Raw genomic sequence first — 23,366 nt, 5'->3', positions numbered from 1 at the left:
TGCTCTCTGCTCGATCAGGGAGCAAGGCGGATCGTTGGATGGCCGGCGCCGCGTTCTGGCTCGGCCGCCAGCAGATCTACAATGTCCCCGATTACTGGCTTGCGCTCGCTGCCAAGATCACGTCCGGCCTCGATGTTGCCGACAAGGATGCGATCCTTGATCAGCTGAGCAAGTCGGAAACCGCGCTGGTCGACGCGGCCGGCGACTGGCCCGAAACCCCGGAAACCCTGCTTGCCGTCGTTGCCGGCTGGTCTCCGGAGCCTGTCGCGGTCGATCTCTACGCTTATGCCGCGACGAAGCGCTATACAATCGAAACGGGTGGCATTGTCATCAACGGCATGTCTGTCATGACCGATAGGGCGAGCCAATCACTGATCACCGGCGCTTATAATTACGTCGATGCCAATCCCGATATCACCGTGCAGTTCAAGACGACAGCTGGTTTCGTCGAGTTGACAGCCACTCAGGTCAAGGCGGTTGCCAATGCGGTCGCCGCTCACGTCCAGGCAAGCTTTGCCGCCGAAGGTGCGATTGATCAGCAGATTATCGCCGACACGATCACCACGACGGCGGAGATCGAAGCCTTCGCATGGCCGTCGAATAGTTGAGGGAGCCTTGATGTCCACTCTCGCAGAATCCCTCAAGAAGCAGAACGAGTTTCTGCAAGGCGAAGTCGAGCGCTTCGCCAATGCCGTCGATGCTCTCGCGGCCCAACTCGTCGACGCGCAAAAACAGATCAAGGCGCTAGAGGCGGTGCGACCGGAAATGGTGCCTGTTGACAATGGCATGCTGATCGACGGCGACGCACTCGCTGCCCAAAAGGTCACCGCAGCCTCTGTAAAGCGTTCACGCGCCCAGCGCTAAGCCGTCTCTTCACAAGCAACCCCTTGCCGCAAGTCGGCATCATTTCTCCAGGATCAAATTTATGGATCACGCGAAATTCTTCGTGGCGGTGCGCCCTTCGCTGTTCGCGGGGCGGCTGTCGGCAAATCAGGTTAACGGCATGGAGGCCATCCTTGTCGCATGGGAATCCAAGCCCTTCGATAGCCGCTGGCTCGCCTACATGCTGGCAACGACCTATCACGAGACGGACAATTCCATGTGCACCATCTCGGAAAACCTGAGCTATTCGGCAGCCGGCTTGCTAGCGACCTTCCCGAAATACTTTGCGGCCGCGCAGGCGTCCGCCTATGCCCGTCAGCCGCAGCGCATCGCCAATCGCGCCTATGCGAGCAGGATGGGCAACGGCAGCGAGGCCAGCGGCGACGGCTGGCGCTATCGCGGTCGCGGCCTGGTCCAGATCACCGGCCGGGACAATTACGCGAAATACGGCATTACCGACAATCCAGACGATGCGCTCGATTCGGCCAAGGCCGTAGAGATCCTGTTCGATGGTATGATTAATGGCCGGTTCACCGGCCGGAAGCTTGCCGACTTCTTCAGCGCAGCAGTGACCGACTGGACCGGCGCCCGCAAGATCATCAACAGCGCGGATCGGGCGAACGACATCGCTGGCTATGCCAAGAAATTTGCCGCTGCGGTCGAGGTGGCGCGCTCGTAACCGGCGCGGGATTGTGGGAGCACAACATCTCTTCGTTATCGGACTGAATTACTCGGTATCTCGATCTGATAAAGTTTTTGGGGAGCCTGTCAGGTGCTGAAAGCGGTGTGCTGCTTTCACGCCCACTGCAGTTCTCGACCCAGCTAAGCAATCGATCAATCGATGAAGTCGCCACGGTTTCTGTCGACGTGTTTTCTACGCGTCTCTGGATCCAACGTATGGTGGCAGCGTCATGCCACCAATGACGCAGGCTTTGGAAACAACAGCTTAGCGCCGATGTCGCTTGACAAGCCCAACAAATTTCATAGCCCCAAAGGAATCCGTATGTTTAACACCAATGCTCTGCACAATATTTTGAATATCCTCATTACCCTCTCGGCACTGTTGGTCGCCATTCTGTTGGCAACCGGCTGCACGCAGCTTGCCGATGGCACATTGGAATGCTCGCAATCCTCCGTTGGTCCGAGTTTCACGGCCCTTGCTGTTGCCGGTCTCGGTGCCCTTAAGATCGTCGTCAATATCGTTCGTGATGGGCTTTCCGGTTTGGTGAAGCCGCAGCCGCCGGTCATCAAGTGAGGCCGCTCTTCTCGCCTGTTTCTTAGCTGGAACAGAGGGGATTTTTGATTTCAAGAGACATTTGCAGAGGCAGGTTATGGCGGTGAACGAGTTTCTCGATGCGTTGGGCATCAAGGTTGGGGTCGTCATCGCTGGCCTCTCCGGTGGCATTTTGCGTGGTTTGTCTCGGCGTCGATATACGACCCGTGAAATCGTCGCGTCGCCGATCTGTGGGGCGCTTGCGGCAGCTTATCTGACGGAGCCGGCACTTTATTACCTACGAGCCGTCAATTGGCCTTTGCCGCAAAAGGATTTGGCTGCCATGAATGCCACGGCCTTCGTGGTTGGTGTTTGTGCCATGTGGATCGCCGACCTGATCTTCGATACTATTTCCCGCTGGATCAGGGGTGGGAAAGCCATGCCCTGATTTGGCGCTTTGTTGCGTCCATTGCACGCGGTTGGCTCCGTGTTTGTGATTTCCCTCACCCTCTCCTTAACGGGAGAGGGCGTTTTTTTGGTTTTGCGGCTTTTGTGATCGCTGCGGCCGATCTTCGCCAAACTACGTCAGCCGGTCTGCGGGCGACCCCGTTCACATTGCCGAGCGGAAAACCCTTTATTTGAACTAATCATTGTCGCCGTTGCCGTGGGGCTGGTAATACTGGTTGGTCGAGATGAAAGGCGCGCGCGATGAGGCACTGGCCAGACACCCGGATCCTTGATCTATTTGGCATCAGCCTTCCCATCATCCAGGCGCCGATGGCTGGAGCGACGTCGCCGGCGATGGTTGTTGCGGTCAGCGAGGCGGGTGGGCTCGGATCTCTGCCAAGTGCGCAATACAATGTCGAACAGTTACGCGTAGCGCTCGATACGATACGATCGGCCACGAAAAAGCCGATCAATGTGAATTTCTTCGCACATACCATGCCGGAGATTGATCTTGGGCGGCAAACAGAATGGCGAACGCGGCTTGCGCCTTACTACATTGAGGCTGGTCTCGACCCGGCCGCGCCGGTTCCTGCTGGCGGCCGGGCGCCATTCGACAGCTTTTTCTGCGAAGTCGTCGAGGCCTATCGGCCTGAGATTGTCAGCTTTCATTTCGGGTTGCCGGATATGGAGCTGGTTCGACGGGTAAAGGCCACGGGAGCGAAGATCATCTCCTCGGCAACCACCGTGGCGGAGGCGCGGTGGCTTGCCGATCGCGGTGTCGATGCGGTGATTGCCATGGGCTTCGAGGCGGGTGGCCATCGCGGTAATTTCCTGACTAAGGACATGGCGACACAGGTGGGCACGATGGCACTGGTGCCGCAGATTGTTGATGCCGTCAAAATTCCCGTTATCGCTGCAGGCGGCATCGGGGACGGACGCGGGATAGTGGCCGCTTTCGCGCTGGGTGCTTGCGCGGTGCAGATCGGTACCAGCTATCTGTTCACGCCCGAGGCAAAGATTCCTGCGGTTCATCGGGCGGCCTTGGAGCATGCTGGTGATGATAGTACCGCTTTGACCAATGTCTTCACCGGCCGGCCGGCGAGGGGTGTCATGAACCGCATCATGCGCGAGGTTGGGCCGCTCACGGATATTGCGCCAGCATTTCCGACGGCCGGCGGTGCGTTGGCGCCGCTGCGTGCCAAGGCGGAGGCGACCGGCTCCGGTGATTTTACCAATCTCTGGTCCGGCCAGTCCGCTAGGTTGACGCAGCCACTTCCGTCGTCCGAGCTCACCATCGGTCTGGCGAATGAGGCCATCGCACTCATCAAGAGGCTGGCCGAGCGTTGATGTATCTGTCGCCTATCTGATACTGCGGGAGCGAAAGAGGAGGAGAGACATATGACTTTCACAACAGATCTGGTGGATCGTTTTGCCGTTTCCACATGGTCGTTGCACCGTGCACTTGGTGGCACTTATCCTTACAAGCCTGGTGGAACGCAAACGCCTGAGCGCCAGCCAACCTATGGCGAAGGATCGGTAGAGTTGATTGATCTCCCGAAAAAATTCGTCGAACGTGGCATCTTCCGCATGGAGATATGCTCGTTTCATTTGCCGAGTCTCTCGGCCGCTTACATTTCTGACCTGCGTCAGGCCTTTGAGACAGCGGGCGTGAAGATACAGACGCTGCTGATCGAAGAAGGGGATCTCAGCAATCCCGAGACGGCCGAACGCGATGCTGATTGGATGGCGGGCTGGATCGAGATTGCAGTTGCGCTCGGCGCTGAAAATATGCGCGTGATCGCCGGCAAGGAGCAGCCGACTGATGAGGCATTGAGCCGGGCGGAGATGCACCTCCGTCGGCTGGCCGAACAATTGTCAGGAACCGGCGTCCGCCTCGTCATTGAAAACTGGTTTTCGCTGCTGCCGGGGCCTGTCGAGGTCAATCGGGTGATTGATGCTCTGGACGGCAAACTCGGTCTCAACGGTGATTTTGGTAATTGGCAAGGTCCGGGGAAATATGCCGATCTGGCAAAGATCATGGGGCGTGCCGAGCTATGCCATGCCAAGGCGCATTATTCGGAAACGGGTCTTGATGCCGAGGACTATATTCGTTGTGTCGAGCTCTCCAATGTTGCCGGCTATAAAGGCCCGTTCACATTGATCTACGATTCTTCATTCCACGACAACGAATGGTCCGGCATTCTGGAAGAGCGAGATTGCATCGCCGGCGTGTTGCGGAAGGCTGCCGCCGCAGCGTGATGGCTCGGAATAGCAGGCCGCTGGCGGCTTAGGTTCGCAGTTGCAACGTCAAATCCGGTTGAATCGGTGCTACGAATTTCAATGAAACTCGTATTCATGCAGAGCGCCAAGCAGCTGATCTTGCGTCTGATAGCCGGCCTCATACAGGCTTATCGCTACATTGGCTGCCGATAGACCTTCCTGGCTTTGCAGTTTGACGTTGCGTTCCGCGCACCAAGCGTAGAGTGCGCTGGCGAGGATGTCGACATCGTCGGGATAAAGGGGCGAGTTGACCATCATAGACATTCGCTACACCGTGTGTTGGAAGCTCAGACTTGAGCGGGGGCGGGGCAGAGACTGCTTTGATTTCGGAAGTTTGCAATCAACTTCGCGTGCCGACGTTAACGTCAGCCTGATATGATACAGGCCGAGTTTCGTATTGGCACAGGTGCTTGCGAAAGAGGCTATTGTGGTTTCTGGTCTGGCGCGTGCGGCGCCGGATTTTCGAATCCGTCCTTGCCATTGTGTGGCACAGCAAACAGCAGGACGCCGAGTACAACGGCCAGCCCCACCATAATGAAAAGTATAAATCGCGGCCGTGAAGGCATCATTGATGGACCGGATGCGAGGCCTCTACCGCTGCCTCTATCAACTCCTCTGCATAGGAGAGCGCGGAGGCGGTGTCCTCGCCATCGAGTTTCAATTCCCTGCATTTGTGATGCATGGCTCTACGAATTTCCACCAACAACGTGGCGTCGAGATCGACATGACCCTCGTAAAAAACATGCGTCAGGGCGGACTGGGCGACAACTTCGAGGACTGCGACACGACCTTCGATTTCGCCAAGCGAAGGAATAGCGTTTTTCTTAACGTGATGTTTGCAATCGCGATGAGTGGTGAGCATCTCGTTGGTCTCCTCTGAATAAGGCATAACCCGCGAGAGGCAAAAAGTTCAGCCGAATTCAAGGAAATTCTGAATTAACCCGACAATGTTTTCCGCCGCCGCAGGCGGCAATATATGCGGAAATCCTCACTTCATCGGGCAGAGACTCGGATCCGACAACACATCGGCGCAGTTGGGGGATCGGCGGAAATCGTCGTAGTAAAGCGTCCATTCCGTCGTGTCGGCGGCACGATAGGGGCCGAACTTGAAATACTGGTTCTTGCCCAGTCCCTTGTCGGCATGGCCTATGTGTCCCTTGATGGTGACGATCCATTTATCGTTGGCGAATAGCTCGATATGGCCGGTGCCATCGGGGCCTGGCTTGGTATAGATGGCGAAGTCGATCCAGCCGGAATCCGGCGTCGGCAACTTGTTGCCATGGTCGGTCACGGTGATGGCGCTGGTGCAGCCGGTAAATTCCTGGCCGTCGTCCTTGCCCCAATTGCTGTCGGTCGCGACCAGCGCTCGCATCTGGTTGGTGTCCGAGCGAAACCAGACGGGTGTCTGGTTGCCGTCACAGGCCTTTGTCCCATCGCGGGAATAGGTCTTTGGCGGGGGGACATAGTTGGTTTCGACCGTCGCGAAGAGCTTGCCGTTGTTCAGCCGCAGCGCCAGGAAGGGACTAAAATCACCCTTTGCCGTAGGTCCAATCTCTCGCTTCCATTGCGCAATGAGATAGCGATGATCGCCTGACGGAATGGGATCGGCGAATTTGACCGCAAAGCCGTACCAAACCCCTTGATCATAGGGGACGCGATATTTGGTGCGCTCCCAGATTTCCGCTCTTTCGCTGCAATTCGCCTTGCCTGGCGCGCAGAGTGGCTTGACGCTGAGTTTCAGCGCGCCCGTGCCGTTGCGCTTCACCTCCGATTGGAATTCGACCGTGCCGGCCTTCTGTTCGGAATTATCGCGATAGTAGAGATGGCCTGCCGGATCGAAATCGGTACCGTCGAAACCGTCGCGAAGAACCAATTGGGCGGGATCCTTGGCCAAGGCCGGGGTCATGGCGCTGGTGCAAGTGCAGGCCAAAAGGGCGGGCAGTGCATATTTCGCGTTCATGACGGAGAACTCCTGCGGCGGGTGATCATCGAGTGCTATCAATGACCTGTTCGTCTTCTGTGGGCAAGAGGAGGGTGCTTCGCGATGTTGTGACCCAGTATGGCCGGTCCGATATCTGGCGGCTCCGGCGGAGTTTCACATATCGATTATCTGATTTAATAATTCCACTTTAACCGCCCGTTAGACGCTTTCCGGTTCATATGATCCATATTGGGCTTTGCCTGCGGATATCAGCGCCCCGAACATGAAGGTTCGTCGCCGCAGCTTGAATCAACGATTTGAATGTTGGCCATGAGCGAGGCCGATCGAGAATCGCAGTTGGGGTTGCCCGTGACAGACCTGGAAAAAGGAGCGGCGGCAGAAGACGGCGTCGGGCCGGGACGAAAGATCGTCATTCTGACGTCGCATGTCTTTCTGCGTGGCTACCGCAAGGCGTCAGTCCATTTCGTGGCGTCTCGCTGGGCGGAGCAGGGACATGATGTTCATTTCCTGACGATTGGTCACAGTCGGCTGACCCTGCTGAAGGATCGCGCGCGCTTTCGGGCGATGTCGGAACGCCAGGCGAACAGGTTCGAGACGGTCGCACCGAATCTCCGGGCGGGTGCCTACCTGCCACCATTGCATGCCTTTAGTTCCGGCAACCGTATTCTGAACGCAGCGAATGGAATGCTTTTCCGGCTCTACGGCAATTACCTGCCGCGCTTTGCCCGCAGCACTCTTGCCGCAGCCGATCTTGTGGTGATTGAAAGCGGTTCAGCGCTTGCCTTCTTCGACTACATCAAGAAGCTCAATCCCGGGGCACGAACCCTCTATTTCTGTCGCGACCTGCTCCGAAGCGTCGGCGCAGCACCCGTGTTGCAAGATATGCAGGCGGCCGCGATTGGACGTTTCGGTACGGTCTGCGTGCCCTCTGAGCGCCTTGGCGCACTGCTACCATACGGTGGGCGCGTGCGGGTTATACCACAGGGCGTCGATGCGGTTCTGCTCGATCGCGTGCAACCATCACCGTATCCTCCAGGCAGCCGTAATGCCGTCTCCATCGGTAATATGCTGTTCGATGAGACTACGGTTGCCGCGATGGCGGCGGCGGCGCCGGACGTCATTTTTCACGTCTTCGGCGCAGATTGGCGCGGTTCTGCGCCGCCAAATATCACGGTCTATGGCGAGCGCGATTTCGAAAGCATCGTACCGTTTCTGCAGCACGCGGATTTTGGTATCGCGCCTTACCGGTTGACGCGGGACGAGATCTATCTGGCGGAGTCGAGCCTGAAGCTTGCGCAATACAGCTATTGCGGCTTGCCTATCCTCTTGCCCGACCTGATCCCTTTCACCCGCGCCAATGCTATCGCCTATCGACTGGACGGCGAAACCGCCTGGCGAGAGAAGATCGATATGGCGCTGGCAATGCAGCGTTCACCGGCGTTTCGCGAAGGGATTTTGACCTGGGATGATGTGGCCCGGCAAACGCTCGACGCTGCCTTCGAAACGAAGTAAACGCCTCAGCGTGGCGCGAGGAAGGCTAGCAAGCCGTAGACCAGCGGGCGGGCCGGTCCAGGCAGCTTGCCGCCGATCGTATCCATCAGCAATCGGCTATCGCTCGCCTCCACCAGACGCAGCATGCGGACCGCCAGCAGGTAGGCGATCGCACCAGCGGGAATGGCCGTTATGATTGCCACGAGGCCATCGAGATAATAGACGGCGACACCGGCTGTAGTGGCGCAAATGACGGCTGCAAATATCGTCCTTGCCAGCGCCTCAAGCGGAATGGCGGCATGGGCGCTCTTCCATGCGGTCCAGGCGAGCAGGACAAAGGTCAGCGTGGTGATCGTCGCGCGGGCGATTGCCGCGCCCTCGAGGCCCGACAGCGGCACCAAGGCGGCAAGCAACAGCACAGTCAGCAAGCCGCAGATAATCTGTACGCGCAACAGCAGATCACTGCGCCCGGAAGCGCTGATCATGCCCCAGGGAATGACCGAAAGGCCGGCAAGCCAGACGAAGGCAAGCAGTGTTGCTGCGGCCGGAATAGCAGGCTCGAAGGCATTGCCGAAGATGAGCGGCATCAGGTCTGGCATGATGATCGCACCGCCGAAACTGATGGGCAGCATGACGAGGGCCACCATACGGATGACGCGCCCATAGGTCGCCTGCAACGACTGCCGATCCCCCTTCGCATGGGCGTCCGTAAAGCTGACGATCAGCGCCGGCGAGATCTGCAGCATGACTTGCTCGATCAGTCCGGCGAGACCGAGGCCCGCTGCGAAATAGCCGATGCCGGTCGCCGAGAAGAAGAAGCCGAGAAACAGGAATTCGATGCGAGACAGTACCAGGATCTCTATGAGGTCGCTTAGCCACATGTAGCGGCCATAGCGGTGCATTTCTGGCGTCAACGCTCCGCTCGAAGCAGGGACGTTACGGTCGATATAACTGCGCAGGTGCAATGCTTGCGGCAGATAGCGAGCAACATAGCCGATCAGCGCCCCCGTGGGGCCGAGCAGCCAGGCGCCTGCGAAGACGAGGGGAATCTGGAGAGTGCCACCGACGACCGTGCTGCGCGCCGTTTGTCCGAAGCGATTGCGACCGCGAGCGATGGCGGTTGAAAAGACGTAGAACGCGTAGCTCAGGAACAGCAACGCCGTCACGACCCAGAACCAGGCGTGCCGCGCATCGCGATAGGTATAGGTGATCACGGCATAAAAGAGGATGCCGGTTCCCACCATGGCAACGGATATCATGAAACTGCGGAATGCTGAGCGCACCAATGCCTTCCAGGCGCCGCCTTCACCCGAAAGAGCGCCGGCATTGCGCAGCAATGTCTGGGGCAGGCCCATATCGGCCAAGGCAGTGGCGGATGTCGCGATCCAGAGCGCATAGGCGACCTTGCCTGAGCCGGCGGGACCGAGCAGACGCGCGGCGATGACGCTGCTGGCAAAGCCGGCCGCAAGCGAAATCACAGTCGCCGCCAAGCTGATCAGCGAGCTTTTTAAGAGATTGGATGTATAGGCACTCATGACAATCAATCATGAGGGCAGTCTCATAACCTTGTGTTAAAGGCGGACTGATACTTTTTACTAGCGTTCAAGTTGAAATTTGAGGCCGCTGCCGTGACGGATAAGACTGCCGAACGAGATGCATTCCTCATTCCCGGATATTTGCAGAAGGGATTGGGTGAACGCGCGCGCAACTTGCTCTGGCGCCTGATGTCCCCGCTGCCGGACAAGCCCTATTGCGCACTCAAATATTTCGTCATTCGCGGCAAGTTCCCCAACCTGACATCGCCGCGGACTTTCACCGATAAGATCCAGGCTCGCAAGCTCTACGACCGCAATCCGCTGTTTCCGCGTTTCGTCGACAAGGCCGGGGCTAAGACGCTGATTGCCGAGCGAGTCGGCGGCCAATATGTCATTCCCACGCAATGGGTTGGCAGCGATCTTTCCAAGCTCGATTGGTCCGTCATCACTTTGCCGGCCGTCGTCAAGCCGACGCATGCGAGCGGCGTCGGCCGGTTTCTCCATGGGCAGCGCGATATCGAGCAGTTGCTCAAGGACGATCCTTCAACCGAGTGGATGGCGATCGACCATGCCTCCTACAATAGGGAGTGGGCGTATAGCCGGGTTGAACCTCGCATTCTCATCGAGACCATGTTGCTTGCCGACGGGCACGTTCCCTGGGACTACCGGCTTTTCACGTTCAACGGCAAGGTCTCGCATATCGAGATCGACATCCGTGAAAATGGTCGAGGCTATTCCTGCAATTATACGCCTGAATGGCAGAAGCTGCCGTTCTACGATCCTGACTATCTTGGCCTCTATCCGGGCGAGGTGGCTCGACCATCGCGGCTTGATGAAATGATTCACATTGCCGAGACGATTGCCCGCGACATCGATTTTGTCCGCGTCGATCTCTATGCTTCTGCTGACTGGGTCTATGTTGGCGAGCTGACCTTTTATCCCGGTGGCGGCTTCGAGGCTTTCGAGCCTGAAAACTACGATCTCGTGCTCGGCCAGAAATGGCATCTCGGTTTCGAGATGCCGAAGAGATAGGTAGACAAATCGCTTTGCCCGCGTTTGATAGGCCGACCGAATTTTGGAGGAAGGATTTTCATGACGATCGAACAGGACCTCAGCCGCATCGCATTGCAGGAAGAGACGCTGCGTTTCGACGCTTTCGATCTTTCAACCGCCTGGGTGCTTGGCAAATTGCTGCATGACCTTGCCAGCGAGCGCAATCTCGGGGTCGCGATCGACATCACGCTGCATTCCATGCCTGTTTTCTATATTGCTTTGCCGGGTTCGACGCCGGACAATTCCAATTGGATCCGGCGGAAGCGCAATATGGCGCTGCGCTATTTCCGTAGCAGTTACGCCAGCACGTTGCGGCTGGAAAAGCAGGGCAAGACGATCGAGGACAACGGGCTTTCCAGCGCGGAATACGCCGCATCTGGTGGCAGCTTCCCGATCTTCGTCAATGGTTCGGGCTGTATCGGTGCCGTCACCGTTTCAGGTCTCCCGCAGCGTGAAGACCATAATCTTGTCGTTGAGGCCCTGGCGCTGACGCTTGGCCACGAACTGCACAATCTCAACCTGTCGTAAAAAGACGAGTGCGGCGCTAGGCTTGAAGCAGGCGCCGCCTTAGATCTCAGATCTTTCCGCCGGCCTCGGCGATGACTTTCGTCAGGCTGCCGGTTGCCGGGAATAGGGGGATGAGGCACGCCTGCAAGGCGTGATAAATGTCGCCCTTTCCGGGGAAAAGCGTATGGGCGGGAACGAGGTCTTCCGTCAGCTCCTCGTGCCAGCCGCCATTCCGGTGGTCGATGAAGGAGGTGCCGATGGCTCCCCAGATCTTACGGTAGCTCGCCTCGTGGAAGTCACTCGGCAGATGCTGGTTGAGATAGTGCGCAGCACCGGCGGCTTCGCTGGCAGGCCACCAGAGCTTATTACGCTTGGCTGGCACGTCGGCCCAATCCAGCGTATAGAAGAAGCCGCCTTTGTTATTGTCCCAGCCCAGTGACATGGATTGGGAGAACAGGCCTTTTGCGGCCTCCGGCATCCAGTCGTGCCGCTGGCCGCCGAGTGACCAGAGTTGCAGGATCAGGCGCGCCCATTCCAGCCAATGTCCCGGCGTCGTGCCGGATGGGCGGAACATCTCGTTGCCGCGATAGTCCTTGTCGAGCACCCAATCGGCATTGAAGTGCTCGGCAACGCGCCAGCCGACAGAACCGGCGGAGCGGCGGATGACGAGATCGGCAATGCTTTCCGCCTTGTCGAGATAGGCCTTGTCGCCGGTCGCTTCGAAGGCGGCCATCAAAGCTTCCGTCAGGTGCATGTTGGAATTCTGGCCGCGATAGCTGCCGCCATCGATCGGCGACCAATCCTGGTTGAATTCCTCGGCGATGGCGCCGTGCTTCTCTTCCCAGAATTTCGTATTCAGGATCTCGGTGACATCGGCGAGCATGCCGTCAGCGAGCGGATGGCCGATGATCTTGGCGGAGGAGGCGGCGAGCAGCACGAAGGCATGGCCATAGCCTTGCTTGCTGGCATCGACCGGACCGTCATTGTTGAGCGACCAGACATAGCCGCCGTGCTTGGTGTCGCGATGATGTTTCCAAAGATAGTTGATGCCGTGATCGACAATATCTTCTGAGCCCGGTCGTCCGAGCAGCGAACCGATCGCGAAGCAATGAACCATACGGGCGGTCGAGTGAATGCCGCGCACGGGATTAACCGCATCGAGCGGTTTGCCGGCATCGTCCATATCGTAGAAGCCACCCTTGGGATTGACGCTGCGATACTGGAAGAAATCGAAAAGCCCGCTTGCCTGGTCAAGCAGCCAGCGCCGGTGGTAGGCACGCGTGCTCCAATTCTCGAGAGCCGCCGTTTCACGCTGTATGCTCATGCTATCCTCCTGATACACTTTTGCCGTAAGCCCTATAGCGCCGCCTGAAAGCGCTGTCATGACTTTATGGGATGAAACTGTGTCGGTGGCTTTGCGTTATCCACCCCTGTCGGAATTTTTAATCGGGCGTATTCAGCTTTTCCGAAGCACCGCAAATCATGGCAGCATTGTTCTTGCGCCAAGGCGCGATAGCGGATAGATATGTTGACATAAAGATATCTTTATGTGATCTGGATGCGAAGTCGCAATCAGGCCAAAGGAATTCGCTTATGTTTGACAATCTTTTTGGTTCGGAAACGGCGAAACGCGACGGCAGCGAGGTGTTCGCTGCCTTGAGGCAGGCGGCGAGCGAGCGCATCCTTGTGCTGGATGGCGCGATGGGCACGCAGATCCAGGGCCTCGGCTTTGACGAGGAGCATTTTCGCGGTGATCGCTTCATCGGCTGTGCCTGTCATCAGCAGGGCAACAACGATCTTCTGATTCTCACGCAGCCCGATGCCATCGAGGAAATTCATTATCGTTACGCCAAGGCCGGCGCGGATATTCTCGAGACCAATACGTTCTCTTCGACCCGCATCGCCCAGGCCGATTATCAGATGGAAGGCGCGGTTTACGACCTTAACAAGGAGGGTGCCGCCGTTGTCCGCCGGGCAGCGATCCGCGCCGAGCGCGAGGACGGCAAGCGCCGTTTCGTCGCAGGGGCCATTGGTCCGACCAACCGCACCGCCTCGATTTCTCCTGACGTCAATAATCCTGGCTATCGTGCTGTCAGTTTCGACGATCTGCGCCTGGCCTATGGCGAGCAGATCGATGGACTGATCGATGGCGGCGCCGATATCATCCTGATTGAGACCATCTTTGATACTCTGAATGCCAAGGCGGCGATTTTCGCTTGCGAGGAACGGTTCGAAGCCAAGGGCATCCGTCTGCCTGTGATGATTTCCGGGACCATCACCGATCTCTCCGGCCGCACGCTTTCCGGCCAGACGCCATCGGCCTTCTGGAACTCGGTGCGCCATTCCAGACCCTTCACTGTCGGTCTCAACTGCGCGCTCGGCGCTAATGCCATGCGGCCGCATTTGCAGGAGCTTTCGGGCGCTGCCGATACCTTTATCTGCGCTTATCCAAATGCCGGCCTGCCGAATGAATTCGGCCAATATGACGAATCGCCGGAGATGATGGCGGAGCAGGTCGAAGGCTTTGCTCGTGACGGTCTGGTGAATATCGTCGGCGGCTGCTGTGGCTCTACGCCCGAGCACATTGCCGCGATCGCTCAAGCCGTTTCCAAATATCCTCCGCGTCAGCTCCCGGCGCACCGTCCGTTCATGTCTCTCTCTGGCCTCGAGCCCTTCGAATTGACCAAGGACATTCCCTTCGTCAATGTCGGCGAGCGAACCAACGTCACCGGCTCGGCAAAATTCCGCAAGCTGATCACAAATGCCGACTACACTGCAGCACTCGCCGTCGCCCGCGACCAGGTCGAGAACGGCGCGCAGGTAATCGACATCAATATGGATGAAGGCCTGATCGATTCCGAGAAGGCGATGGTCGAATTCCTGAATTTGATCGCCGCCGAGCCCGATATTGCCCGCGTGCCTGTTATGATCGACAGTTCGAAATTCTCGATCATCGAAGCCGGCCTGAAATGCGTGCAGGGCAAGCCGATCGTCAACTCGATCTCCCTGAAAGAGGGTGAGGAGAACTTCCTCAAGCAGGCGCGACTGCTGCGCAACTATGGCGCGGCCGTGGTGGTCATGGCGTTCGATGAGCAGGGGCAAGCTGATAGCTACCAGCGCAAGGTCGAGATCTGCTCTCGCGCCTACAAAATCCTGACCGAACAGGCCGGGCTGCCTCCCGAAGACATCATCTTCGACCCGAACATCTTCGCGGTTGCGACGGGTATCGAGGAGCATAACAACTACGGCGTCGACTTCATCGAGGCAACGCGGACGATCCGCCAGATCATGCCGCTGGTCCATATCTCCGGCGGCGTATCGAACCTCTCCTTCTCCTTCCGCGGTAACGAGCCGGTGCGTGAGGCGATGCATGCCGTATTCCTCTACCACGCCATTCAGGCGGGTATGGATATGGGCATTGTCAATGCTGGCCAGCTTGCGGTCTATGACAACATCGATCCTGAACTGCGCGAAGCCTGCGAAGATGTGGTTCTGAACCGCCGATCCGATGGCACCGAGCGGCTGCTGGATGTTGCCGAGCGATTCCGCGGGGCCGGTACCCGGGAAGCCAAGGTGCAGGACCTGGCTTGGCGTGAATGGCCGGTCGAGAAGCGGCTTGAACATGCGCTGGTCAACGGCATCACCGAATACATCGAAGCCGATACCGAAGAGGCTCGTCAGACTGTGGCGCGGCCGCTGCACGTCATCGAAGGGCCGCTGATGGCCGGCATGAACGTCGTCGGTGATCTCTTCGGGGCGGGCAAGATGTTCCTGCCACAGGTGGTGAAGTCGGCCCGCGTCATGAAGCAGGCTGTTGCCGTGCTGCTGCCCTTCATGGAGGCGGAAAAGCTTGCCAATGGCGGTAGCGGCGAACGCCAGGCCGCCGGCAAGATACTGATGGCGACCGTCAAGGGCGACGTCCACGATATTGGCAAGAACATCGTCGGTGTCGTGCTCGCCTGCAACAACTATGAAATCATCGATCTTGGCGTCATGGTGCCGGCGACAAAGATCCTGGAAACAGCGATTGCCGAGAAGGTCGATATCATCGGTCTCTCCGGCCTGATTACCCCCTCGCTGGATGAAATGGTCCATGTCGCGGCGGAAATGGAGCGGCAGGGCTTTGACATTCCATTGCTGATTGGCGGCGCGACCACCAGCCGCGTGCACACGGCAGTGAAGATCAATCCGCGCTATGAGAAGGGTCAGACGGTCTATGTCACCGATGCCAGCCGTGCGGTCGGCGTCGTCTCGGCGCTGCTGTCGCCCGAGGCCAAGCAGGGATATGTCGACACCATCAAGGCGGAATATGCCAAGGTGGCGGCGGCGCATGCCCGCAGCGAAGCCGAGAAGGTACGCTTGCCGATCGCGAGGGCTCGCGCGAATGCCGAGAAGCTGGATTGGGCAAACTATAAGACGGTGAAGCCGCAGTTCTTCGGAACGAAGGTGTTTGAAAACTATGACCTGGCCGAGCTTGCCAAATACATTGACTGGACGCCGTTCTTCCAGACCTGGGAGTTGAAGGGCCGTTTTCCGGCGATCCTTGAAGACGAGAAGCAGGGGGAGGCGGCGCGGCAGCTTTATGCCGACGCACAAGCGATGCTCGAGAAAATCATCGCTGAAAACTGGTTCCGTCCGCGTGCCGTCATCGGCTTCTGGCCGGCGGGCGCTGTCGGCGACGATATCAAGCTGTTCACCGATGAAGCTCGCTCCGACGAACTTGGGACCTTCTACACGCTGCGTCAGCAACTGTCGAAGCGTGATGGACGGCCGAATGTGGCTCTGTCGGATTTCGTGGCGCCGATTGCCAGTGGCGTCGAGGAATATGTCGGTGGCTTCGTCGTCACGGCCGGCATCGAGGAGATCGCCATTGCCGAGCGTTTCGAGCGTGCCAATGACGACTACTCCTCGATCCTCGTCAAGGCTTTGGCCGATCGCTTCGCTGAAGCTTTTGCCGAGCGCATGCATGAGCGAGTGCGGCGCGAGTTCTGGGGCTATGCCACGGATGAGAGCCTGAGCAGTGACGAACTCTTGTCAGAAACTTATGCCGGCATCCGCCCGGCGCCTGGCTATCCCGCCCAGCCCGATCACACCGAGAAGGAGACCTTGTTCCGTCTGCTCGATGCTGAAGCTGCGACGGGCGTAAAGCTCACCGAGAGCTACGCCATGTGGCCCGGGTCTTCCGTCTCCGGCATCTATATCGGTCACCCCGGCTCCTATTATTTCGGCGTCGCCAAGGTCGAGCGCGATCAGGTCGAAGACTATGCGGCCCGCAAGGGGATGCCTGTGGTGGAGGTGGAGCGCTGGCTTGGGCCGGTGCTCAACTATGTGCCGGAAAAGCGGGATGCCGTCGTGGACGACGCAGCATAATTGCGAGTCGTTTCGGTGGCTTGGGTCCCTGTGTTGATAAATTGATTCAGACTATTGGCGCGGCCGGAAGGTGAATCACCTTTCGGTCGCATCTTTTGATTCTATTCGTGATTTATGTTGTCGCGATCGTTAGCTCGGCTACAAAATCATAGGCATCGCCTCGATACAGTGAGCGTGTGAACTCCACCGCGCGGCCGGAACCGAGGTAGGAGATGCGCTCGATCGACAAGCCAGCCGCGCCGACGGGAACGCCCAGCAGTCCGGCGTCTGCGTCCTTCATATTGGTCGCGGATATGCGTTGTACGGCGCGTACCGGCCGGACCTGACGTTTTTCCAGCTCGGCATAGAGCGAGGAGGTCACGATCGAAGGGTCGGGCAGGAACTCACCGGAGACGCTGGCATGTTCGATGGCGAGTGGCTGATCGTCGGCGATGCGCAATCGGCTGAGGCGGGAGACCTTGGTATCGGCGGCAAGGCCAAGGATCATCATCTCGTCGGGCGAAGGTGTGTGTACGCCCTTATGCAGCCATTCGGAGCGGGCCGTCATGCCGCGCCGCGCCATGTCTTCGGTGAAGGAAGTCAGTTGCGACAGGCGCTGTTCGACCTTGGAGACAGGTTTGGTAACAAAGGTGCCGGAGCCATGGCGGCGGACGAGGATACCCTCGGCGACGAGATCGTCGATCGCCTTGCGCACTGTTACGCGGCTGACGGCGGCATATTCTGCGATGTCGCGTTCCGCCGGCAGGGCATCACCCTGCTTCAGCGTTCCGATCTTTACGGCATCCTCGAGCGTTCGGCGCAGCTTGACGTAGAGCGGGCCTGTGCCGCCGGTGAGCAGGCTCCCAGACGAGAAGATACGGCTTAGATCCTCGGTCATGGCGTGCTCCCCTTGTCATCCAGCAGGAGCTTAGCCGCCAGTTCCATCGCGCCGCTCAATGCATCGCCTTTCGGCTCCCGGAGAAGCTCCCTATGGCGGGTGTCGAGCCAGGGGTAATATGCCCTCGAAAGGCCCCCTAGCAGGCAGATCGACGGGCATTCAGGCCAGAGCAGAGCGTCGAGGCTTTGGAAGATTGCGTGTGTCGCCATCTTGACGATGTCTACGGCAACGGCATCGTTCTTTTCGGCATATTCGAAGACCATCGGTGCGTAGCGCGCGAAATCCTTCGGTTTGGCGGCATGCGCGAATTCGACGACACGTTCGGGATCGTCTTTGAATTCGGCCATGAGCGCTTCCGTTAGCGGTGAGGGGCGTGAGACCGCGTCATGCGCCAGAAGCGAGCGTTCAAGCAGGTCGCGGCCAAGACGCGCGCCGCTGGCCTGGTCACCAACCACAAACCCCCAGCCGCCAATTCCCCAGCTCTTTCCGTCGCGCCGGGCGTTGTAGACGGAGCCGGTACCGAAAGCGCCGATGATGCCGTCGGCGTCACCGAGCGCGCCTTGAAGCGCAATCGCTGCATCGGTGACGACATGAGCCTTCTTAAAAGGCAGAGCCTTTTCAAGACGCTTGCCGTAGTCACCGACATTGGCGCCGGCTGTGCCGATAACGACGGGCAATTTGTCCGTCAATCCCGGGTCGAGGCCGGCGTCAACAAGCGCCTGCCGAGCGGATGCTACGATGTTGATCTGAGAGTTTTCCAGATCGGACAGGATATTGGCAGCACCCGCCTTGCCGGTGCCGAGAACTTTTCCCGTCCTGTCCGTTACGGCAGCGCGGCAGCTTGTTCCCCCGCCGTCGATACCGATCGAAAATTCCGCCATCAGATCCTCCGGATACCATTCATTCCCCGTTTTTCCTTACAATACCAAAAAAATACCATTTACCAAGAGGCAATTCTCTGCTTTTTATTTCTGTGTATCATATTGAAAAACATTGATAAAATTTCTTTGTCAATTTTTATCGTGTCTAGAAGTTAAATTCGGCTGGACAATTGGTATTTTTTTGGCCTTAATTCTTATCAAGGGAACTGTTCGAACCGATATCGGCGGAACCGGCAAAATAACAATAGCCGGAAAGCCCAGCAGAGGGTGGCGGACCTCTGTCGTTGTCGGCAGCCGCGCGGATCAAGAAGGTCCGTGCGACGACGTTCGTCATGATTTTCCCGTGTGTTGAGTTTCCGGTGTGTCTGTCGGGTCATCCGGCAGGTCACGATCGATCGGGCGCACGGCCTCGATCGCCCTTGTGCATTTGGGGTCGGCAATATTGGCGGCCCTTGTGAAGCGTTGGTCGTTTCCTCGGAGATGCCAACGAATTTTCAGGTCGAGAACAGCGCCTTAACAGGCGCGCAAAACAGGAGAGGGAAATGAAAAACAATATTCTGAAAGGCTTGCTCCTCGCATCCAGCCTGCTGACGTCGGTCAGCTTTGCGCATGCGGCGGACGTAACGCTGACGGTTGAAAGCTGGCGCAACGATGACCTGCAGATTTGGCAGGAAAAGATCATCCCCGCTTTCGAAGCCAAGAATCCTGGTATCAAGATCGTCTTTTCGCCGACAGCTCCGACCGAGTACAACGCGTCGCTGAACGCAAAGCTCGATGCCGGCTCCGCGGGCGACATCATCACCTGCCGCCCCTTCGACGCGTCGCTCGATCTCTTCAACAAGAAGCATCTGTCGGACCTGACGTCGCTGTCGGGGATCGAAAACTTCTCGCCGGTCGCCAAGGCCGCCTGGAGCACGGACGACGGCAAATCGACCTTCTGCGTGCCGATGGCTTCGGTCATCCACGGCTTCATCTACAACAAGGATGCCTTCGACAAGCTCGGCCTCAAGGTTCCGACGACGCGCGACGAGTTCTTCGCCGTTCTCGACAAGATCAAGGCTGATGGAACCTACATCCCGATGGCCATGGGCACGAAGGATCTCTGGGAAGCTGCAACCATGGGCTACCAGAACATCGGCCCGAACTACTGGAAGGGTGAAGACGGCCGCCTGGCTCTGATCTCCGGCAAGGAAAAGCTGACGGATGCTCCGTGGGTCGAGCCTTACAAGGAACTTGCCAAGTGGAAGCCTTATCTCGGCGACGGCTTCGAAGCCCAGAGCTATCCCGACAGCCAGAACCTCTTCACGCTCGGCAAGGCTGCCATCTATCCGGCCGGTTCGTGGGAGATTTCGCTCTTCAACACGCAGGCTCAGTTCAAGATGGGCGCCTTCCCGCCGCCAGTCGCAAAAGCTGGTGACACGGCCTACATCTCCGACCATCCGGATATCGGTGTCGGCCTGAACTCCAAGAGCGCGCATCAGGAAGAAGCCAAGAAGTTCCTGAGCTGGGTCGCTTCCGACGAGTTCGCCAGCATTTACGCTAACTCGCTGCCGGGCTTCTTCAGCTTGAATTCGCATCCGGTGAAGATGAGCGATCCTCTCGCCCAGGAATTCGTCTCCTGGCGTGATAACCACAAGTCCACCGTTCGCTCGACCTACCAGATCCTGTCGCGTGGCACACCGAACCTGGAAAACGAAACCTGGACGGAATCCGCCAACGTGATCAACGCTACGGACACGCCGGAAGCTGCAGCCGCAAAGCTGCAGAAGGGTCTCGACAGCTGGTACAAGCCGGCTAAGTGATCCTGCTTTGACGCAATCCGGGTGAGGGGCCTCATAGCTCCTCACCCTTCGTCATTTCCTGTGCCAATAGACCGCCGAACCGGCGACTATCGCAACATCAGTATCGTGACGCGCCCGACATCGTTTCTCCATGCTTGGCTAAGGAAACCGGGACAGCAAACGGATTTGAACATTTGCGCTGCCCTGATCAGCAGCCAATAAAATCAGGCAGAAAGCCATGAGCGAAGCCGATATATCCGCCGCATATGACGCGGCTCCGATCAAGCGTCAGAGGCGCTGGCACATCGTCGTTTTTCTTCTTCCGGCCCTCATCGTCTACACGGCCGTGATGATCCTGCCCTTGATTGAAACGCTGCGGCTGTCGCTGTACAACGTGGTCGATGGTCAGACGATCTTCGTAGGGCTCAACAATTTCAAGGTATTGTTCGGGGACGAGCGCTGGTCGCACGACTTCTGGAACGCGCTGCGCAACAACCTGATCTTCTTTGCCATACACATGTGCGTGCAGAACCCCATCGGTGTGGCGCTCGCCGCTCTTCTGTCGTTGCCGAAGCTGCGTTTCGTCGCCTTCTATCGCACAGCCATCTTCCTGCCGACGCTGCTTTCCTTCGTCGTCGTCGGCTTCATCTGGAAGCTGATCCTGTCGCCGTTGTGGGGTGTTGCGCCCGATTTGATGAGCATGGTCGGCCTCAAATCGTTCTTCGCGCCCTGGCTTGGCAGGCCGGGTACGGCACTGATCACGGTCGCGCTGATCTCGGTTTGGCAATATGTCGGCATCCCGATGATGCTGATCTATGCGGCGCTGCTGAATATTCCGGAAGAAGTCATCGAGGCGGCCGAGTGCGATGGCATTACCGGCTGGAGCCAGTTCTGGAAGATCAAGCTGCCCCTGGTGTTGCCGGCGATCGGCATCATCTCGATCCTGACTTTCGTCGGCAATTTCAACGCTTTCGACCTGGTCTACACCGTGCAGGGGGCTCTGGCCGGGCCGGACGGTTCCACCGATATTCTCGGCACGCTGCTCTACCGCGTCTTCTTTGGCTTCCAGCTACAGCTCGGTGACCGCTCGATGGGCGCGACGATCGCGACGGTGATGTTCCTGATTATCCTCACCGGCGTTTCCTTTTATCTTTTCATCGTCCAGCGGCGCATCCGCCGCTACCAGTTCTGAGGAGTGGCGACCATGTCCAAGGCACGCACTTCCCTTGCCCGCACCGGCCTCGTGCATCTGGCGCTGATCGCCTATACGCTCGTCGCTATTTTTCCGGTGTTTCTCACCATCATCAACTCGTTCAAGGATCGCGCTTCGATCTTCCGGGCGCCCTTGAGCATCCCAACGCCATCCAGCTTTAGCCTGATCGGCTATCAGACCGTGCTCGGGCAGGGGAGTTTCGTCACCTATTTCGAGAACAGCTTCATCGTGACGATCGTGACGATCGTATTCACCTTGCTGTTCGGCGCCATGGCCGCCTTCGCGCTGTCGGAATATCGTTTCCGCGGCAATACGGTGATGGGGCTTTATCTCGCCATCGGCATCATGATCCCGATCCGCCTCGGTACGGTTGCCATCCTTCAGGGCATGGTCGCAGCCGGCCTGGTCAATACGCTGACTGCGCTGATCCTCGTTTACACGGCGCAGGCCCTGCCGCTCGCCGTGTTCATCCTGTCGGAATTCATGCGCACCGTATCCGATGACCTGAAGAATGCCGGCCGTATCGACGGCCTCAGCGAATATGCGATCTTCTTCCGCCTCGTGCTGCCGCTGGTCCGTTCGGCCATGGCGACCGTTGCCGTCTTCACGATGATCCCGATCTGGAACGACCTGTGGTTCCCGCTGATCCTGGCGCCGAGCGAGGCGACGAAGACGGTGACGCTGGGCTCGCAGATCTTCATCGGCCAGTTCGTCACCAACTGGAACGCCGTGCTGGCGGCGCTGACGCTCGCCATCCTGCCGATCCTCGTGCTTTACGTCATCTTCTCCCGCCAGCTCATTCGCGGCATTACCTCTGGAGCAGTCAAATGAGTGCATCCGAAAAGCCGATCCGCGTTCTGGTCGCCGGCCTTGGCAATATGGGCCGCAGCCATGCGCTCGCCTATCACAACAATCCCGGTTTCGAGATCGTCGGCCTCGTCAACCGTTCCACGCCGAAGCTTGCGGACGAGTTGCAGGGGTATACGATCCATCCGGATTTCGAGACGGCGCTGAAGGAATTGAAGCCGGACCTCTGCTCGATCAATACTTATTCCGACAGCCATGCCGACTATGCCGTCATGGCCTTCGCGGCGGGCTGTGATGTCTTCGTCGAGAAGCCATTGGCAACGACGGTTGAGGATGCAGAGCGCGTTGTGGCCGCCGCCAAGAAAGCCGGCCGTAAGCTGGTGATCGGCTATATCCTGCGCCACCACCCCTCATGGACGCGGCTGATTGCCGAGGCCCGCAAGCTCGGCGGCCCCTACGTCTTCCGCATGAACCTGAACCAACAGTCGAGTGGCCCCACCTGGGAGACGCACAAGGCACTGATGCGCACGACGTCGCCGATCGTCGACTGCGGCGTGCATTATGTCGACGTCATGTGCCAGATCACCGACGCCAAGCCGGTCGAGGTGCGCGGCATGGGTCTGCGCCTGTCGAACGAGATCGCGCCGGACATGTACAATTACGGCCATCTGCAGGTGATCTACGGGGATGGTTCCGTCGGCTGGTACGAGGCTGGCTGGGGCCCGATGATGTCCGAGACGGCCTTCTTCGTGAAGGATGTGATGTCGCCAAACGGCGCTGTGTCGATCGTCATGGACCCGAATGCCAAGTCCGACGATATCGACGCGCACACCAAGACCTCCGTCATCCGGTTGCATAGCGCCGAGACAGGCCCGAACGGTCAATTCATCCGGCCGGATCAGGATTTGCACATGGATGGCGAGCCGGGTCATCAGGAGCTGTGCGACCTCGAACAGGCCTTCATGCTCAAGGCCATCCGCGAGGATATCGACCTCAACCGGCACATGACCGACGCCGTTCAATCGCTGCGCATATGTCTTGCCGCCGACGAGAGCGTGCGCATCGGCAAGCCCGTTTATTTGTAAGG

At 58.4% G+C, this 23,366-nt stretch carries 22 protein-coding genes; 15 read left to right on the top strand and 7 right to left on the bottom strand.

Annotated elements, in window-relative coordinates; translation table 11 throughout:
* The first annotated feature begins 38 nt into the window (after window positions 1–38).
* From HB780_RS18310 to HB780_RS18280, 7 genes are all read left to right on the top strand, one after another.
* A complete protein-coding gene (locus tag HB780_RS18310; protein WP_286203133.1) occupies window positions 39–608 on the top strand; it encodes a DUF4376 domain-containing protein in 570 nt (189 codons plus the stop codon).
* A gap of 10 nt (window positions 609–618) precedes the next feature.
* On the top strand, window positions 619–864 hold the full coding sequence (locus HB780_RS18305) for a hypothetical protein (protein WP_183694648.1): 246 nt from the start codon (window positions 619–621) through the stop codon (window positions 862–864).
* 61 nt (window positions 865–925) lie between these two features.
* The gene (locus HB780_RS18300) at window positions 926–1,561 is read left to right on the top strand and encodes a hypothetical protein (RefSeq protein WP_183694645.1); all 636 of its coding nucleotides are present in this window, start codon (window positions 926–928) and stop codon (window positions 1,559–1,561) included.
* 324 nt (window positions 1,562–1,885) lie between these two features.
* Window positions 1,886–2,137: a hypothetical protein gene (locus tag HB780_RS18295; RefSeq protein WP_183694642.1), complete on the top strand. Its 252-nt coding sequence runs from the start codon at window positions 1,886–1,888 to the stop codon at window positions 2,135–2,137.
* Between the two features lie 76 nt (window positions 2,138–2,213).
* Window positions 2,214–2,543, top strand: coding sequence for a hypothetical protein (locus HB780_RS18290; RefSeq protein ID WP_183694639.1), 330 nt, complete (start codon window positions 2,214–2,216; stop codon window positions 2,541–2,543).
* Between the two features lie 260 nt (window positions 2,544–2,803).
* A complete protein-coding gene (locus HB780_RS18285) occupies window positions 2,804–3,889 on the top strand; it encodes an NAD(P)H-dependent flavin oxidoreductase (protein WP_183694635.1) in 1,086 nt (361 codons plus the stop codon).
* Window positions 3,890–3,940: 51 nt separating this feature from the next.
* The gene (locus tag HB780_RS18280; protein ID WP_183694632.1) at window positions 3,941–4,801 is read left to right on the top strand and encodes a sugar phosphate isomerase/epimerase family protein; all 861 of its coding nucleotides are present in this window, start codon (window positions 3,941–3,943) and stop codon (window positions 4,799–4,801) included.
* Window positions 4,802–4,879: 78 nt separating this feature from the next.
* Here HB780_RS18280 and HB780_RS18275 read toward each other — a convergent pair whose 3' ends face one another.
* From HB780_RS18275 to HB780_RS18265, 3 genes are all read right to left on the bottom strand, one after another.
* Entirely contained in the window at window positions 4,880–5,086 is a 207-nt protein-coding gene (locus tag HB780_RS18275) for a hypothetical protein (protein WP_183694629.1), read from the bottom strand.
* A 301-nt stretch (window positions 5,087–5,387) separates the two neighbouring features.
* Window positions 5,388–5,684 carry a hypothetical protein gene (locus HB780_RS18270; protein ID WP_007701755.1) on the bottom strand — a complete coding sequence of 99 codons (297 nt, stop codon included), beginning with the start codon at window positions 5,682–5,684 and terminating at the stop codon, window positions 5,388–5,390.
* A 126-nt stretch (window positions 5,685–5,810) separates the two neighbouring features.
* A complete protein-coding gene (locus HB780_RS18265; protein WP_183694626.1) occupies window positions 5,811–6,782 on the bottom strand; it encodes a polysaccharide lyase family 20 protein in 972 nt (323 codons plus the stop codon).
* Window positions 6,783–7,112: 330 nt separating this feature from the next.
* On the opposite strand from HB780_RS18265, the gene HB780_RS18260 reads away from it, so the two are divergent.
* The gene (locus HB780_RS18260; RefSeq protein ID WP_286203132.1) at window positions 7,113–8,276 is read left to right on the top strand and encodes a GumK N-terminal domain-containing glycosyltransferase; all 1,164 of its coding nucleotides are present in this window, start codon (window positions 7,113–7,115) and stop codon (window positions 8,274–8,276) included.
* Window positions 8,277–8,281: 5 nt separating this feature from the next.
* Here HB780_RS18260 and HB780_RS18255 read toward each other — a convergent pair whose 3' ends face one another.
* Window positions 8,282–9,790, bottom strand: coding sequence for a lipopolysaccharide biosynthesis protein (locus HB780_RS18255; RefSeq protein ID WP_183694620.1), 1,509 nt, complete (start codon window positions 9,788–9,790; stop codon window positions 8,282–8,284).
* 93 nt (window positions 9,791–9,883) lie between these two features.
* Between HB780_RS18255 and HB780_RS18250 the strand changes: the two genes are divergently transcribed.
* Entirely contained in the window at window positions 9,884–10,822 is a 939-nt protein-coding gene (locus HB780_RS18250; protein ID WP_183694617.1) for an ATP-grasp fold amidoligase family protein, read from the top strand.
* Between the two features lie 60 nt (window positions 10,823–10,882).
* Complete coding sequence (locus HB780_RS18245) at window positions 10,883–11,371, top strand: heme-degrading domain-containing protein (RefSeq protein ID WP_183694614.1); 489 nt, start codon at window positions 10,883–10,885, stop codon at window positions 11,369–11,371.
* Between the two features lie 46 nt (window positions 11,372–11,417).
* On the opposite strand, the gene HB780_RS18240 is transcribed toward HB780_RS18245, so the two are convergent.
* On the bottom strand, window positions 11,418–12,674 hold the full coding sequence (locus tag HB780_RS18240; RefSeq protein WP_183694611.1) for an AGE family epimerase/isomerase: 1,257 nt from the start codon (window positions 12,672–12,674) through the stop codon (window positions 11,418–11,420).
* Window positions 12,675–12,943: 269 nt separating this feature from the next.
* Between HB780_RS18240 and metH the strand changes: the two genes are divergently transcribed.
* Window positions 12,944–16,720 carry a methionine synthase gene (metH, locus tag HB780_RS18235; protein ID WP_183694608.1) on the top strand — a complete coding sequence of 1,259 codons (3,777 nt, stop codon included), beginning with the start codon at window positions 12,944–12,946 and terminating at the stop codon, window positions 16,718–16,720.
* 112 nt (window positions 16,721–16,832) lie between these two features.
* On the opposite strand, the gene HB780_RS18230 is transcribed toward metH, so the two are convergent.
* Both HB780_RS18230 and HB780_RS18225 read right to left on the bottom strand, forming a co-directional pair.
* A complete protein-coding gene (locus HB780_RS18230) occupies window positions 16,833–17,597 on the bottom strand; it encodes a GntR family transcriptional regulator (RefSeq protein WP_183694605.1) in 765 nt (254 codons plus the stop codon).
* Entirely contained in the window at window positions 17,594–18,478 is an 885-nt protein-coding gene (locus tag HB780_RS18225; RefSeq protein ID WP_183694602.1) for a glucosamine kinase nucleotide-binding domain-containing protein, read from the bottom strand. Before HB780_RS18225 ends, HB780_RS18230 begins: the two co-directional genes overlap by 4 nt.
* Window positions 18,479–19,020: 542 nt before the next feature.
* On the opposite strand from HB780_RS18225, the gene HB780_RS18220 reads away from it, so the two are divergent.
* From HB780_RS18220 to HB780_RS18205, 4 genes are all read left to right on the top strand, one after another.
* Complete coding sequence (locus HB780_RS18220; protein WP_183694599.1) at window positions 19,021–20,280, top strand: ABC transporter substrate-binding protein; 1,260 nt, start codon at window positions 19,021–19,023, stop codon at window positions 20,278–20,280.
* Between the two features lie 217 nt (window positions 20,281–20,497).
* Complete coding sequence (locus HB780_RS18215) at window positions 20,498–21,451, top strand: carbohydrate ABC transporter permease (RefSeq protein ID WP_183694597.1); 954 nt, start codon at window positions 20,498–20,500, stop codon at window positions 21,449–21,451.
* 12 nt (window positions 21,452–21,463) lie between these two features.
* Window positions 21,464–22,303 carry a carbohydrate ABC transporter permease gene (locus tag HB780_RS18210; RefSeq protein ID WP_183694594.1) on the top strand — a complete coding sequence of 280 codons (840 nt, stop codon included), beginning with the start codon at window positions 21,464–21,466 and terminating at the stop codon, window positions 22,301–22,303.
* Window positions 22,300–23,364 carry a Gfo/Idh/MocA family protein gene (locus HB780_RS18205; protein WP_183694592.1) on the top strand — a complete coding sequence of 355 codons (1,065 nt, stop codon included), beginning with the start codon at window positions 22,300–22,302 and terminating at the stop codon, window positions 23,362–23,364. The genes HB780_RS18210 and HB780_RS18205 overlap by 4 nt, the downstream gene beginning before the upstream one ends.
* The last annotated feature ends 2 nt before the right edge of the window (window positions 23,365–23,366 follow it).

The organism is Rhizobium lusitanum, assembly GCF_014189535.1.
Classification (GTDB): domain Bacteria; phylum Pseudomonadota; class Alphaproteobacteria; order Rhizobiales; family Rhizobiaceae; genus Rhizobium; species Rhizobium lusitanum_C.
The sequence above is the reverse complement of the archived record's forward strand: the minus strand, read 5'-3'. Positions and strand labels throughout refer to the sequence as shown.

Coding starts and splice junctions, on each gene's coding strand:
- metH (WP_183694608.1), top strand. CDS start 12,944: ATGTTTGACAATCTTTTTGGTTCGGAAACGGCGAAACGCGACGGCAGC.
- HB780_RS18240 (WP_183694611.1), bottom strand. CDS start 12,674: ATGAGCATACAGCGTGAAACGGCGGCTCTCGAGAATTGGAGCACGCGT.
- HB780_RS18310 (WP_286203133.1), top strand. CDS start 39: ATGGCCGGCGCCGCGTTCTGGCTCGGCCGCCAGCAGATCTACAATGTC.
- HB780_RS18275 (WP_183694629.1), bottom strand. CDS start 5,086: ATGTCTATGATGGTCAACTCGCCCCTTTATCCCGACGATGTCGACATC.
- HB780_RS18215 (WP_183694597.1), top strand. CDS start 20,498: ATGAGCGAAGCCGATATATCCGCCGCATATGACGCGGCTCCGATCAAG.
- HB780_RS18300 (WP_183694645.1), top strand. CDS start 926: ATGGATCACGCGAAATTCTTCGTGGCGGTGCGCCCTTCGCTGTTCGCG.
- HB780_RS18305 (WP_183694648.1), top strand. CDS start 619: ATGTCCACTCTCGCAGAATCCCTCAAGAAGCAGAACGAGTTTCTGCAA.
- HB780_RS18210 (WP_183694594.1), top strand. CDS start 21,464: ATGTCCAAGGCACGCACTTCCCTTGCCCGCACCGGCCTCGTGCATCTG.
- HB780_RS18225 (WP_183694602.1), bottom strand. CDS start 18,478: ATGGCGGAATTTTCGATCGGTATCGACGGCGGGGGAACAAGCTGCCGC.
- HB780_RS18280 (WP_183694632.1), top strand. CDS start 3,941: ATGACTTTCACAACAGATCTGGTGGATCGTTTTGCCGTTTCCACATGG.
- HB780_RS18245 (WP_183694614.1), top strand. CDS start 10,883: ATGACGATCGAACAGGACCTCAGCCGCATCGCATTGCAGGAAGAGACG.
- HB780_RS18205 (WP_183694592.1), top strand. CDS start 22,300: ATGAGTGCATCCGAAAAGCCGATCCGCGTTCTGGTCGCCGGCCTTGGC.
- HB780_RS18265 (WP_183694626.1), bottom strand. CDS start 6,782: ATGAACGCGAAATATGCACTGCCCGCCCTTTTGGCCTGCACTTGCACC.
- HB780_RS18270 (WP_007701755.1), bottom strand. CDS start 5,684: ATGCTCACCACTCATCGCGATTGCAAACATCACGTTAAGAAAAACGCT.
- HB780_RS18295 (WP_183694642.1), top strand. CDS start 1,886: ATGTTTAACACCAATGCTCTGCACAATATTTTGAATATCCTCATTACC.
- HB780_RS18290 (WP_183694639.1), top strand. CDS start 2,214: ATGGCGGTGAACGAGTTTCTCGATGCGTTGGGCATCAAGGTTGGGGTC.
- HB780_RS18255 (WP_183694620.1), bottom strand. CDS start 9,790: ATGAGTGCCTATACATCCAATCTCTTAAAAAGCTCGCTGATCAGCTTG.
- HB780_RS18220 (WP_183694599.1), top strand. CDS start 19,021: ATGAAAAACAATATTCTGAAAGGCTTGCTCCTCGCATCCAGCCTGCTG.
- HB780_RS18285 (WP_183694635.1), top strand. CDS start 2,804: ATGAGGCACTGGCCAGACACCCGGATCCTTGATCTATTTGGCATCAGC.
- HB780_RS18230 (WP_183694605.1), bottom strand. CDS start 17,597: ATGACCGAGGATCTAAGCCGTATCTTCTCGTCTGGGAGCCTGCTCACC.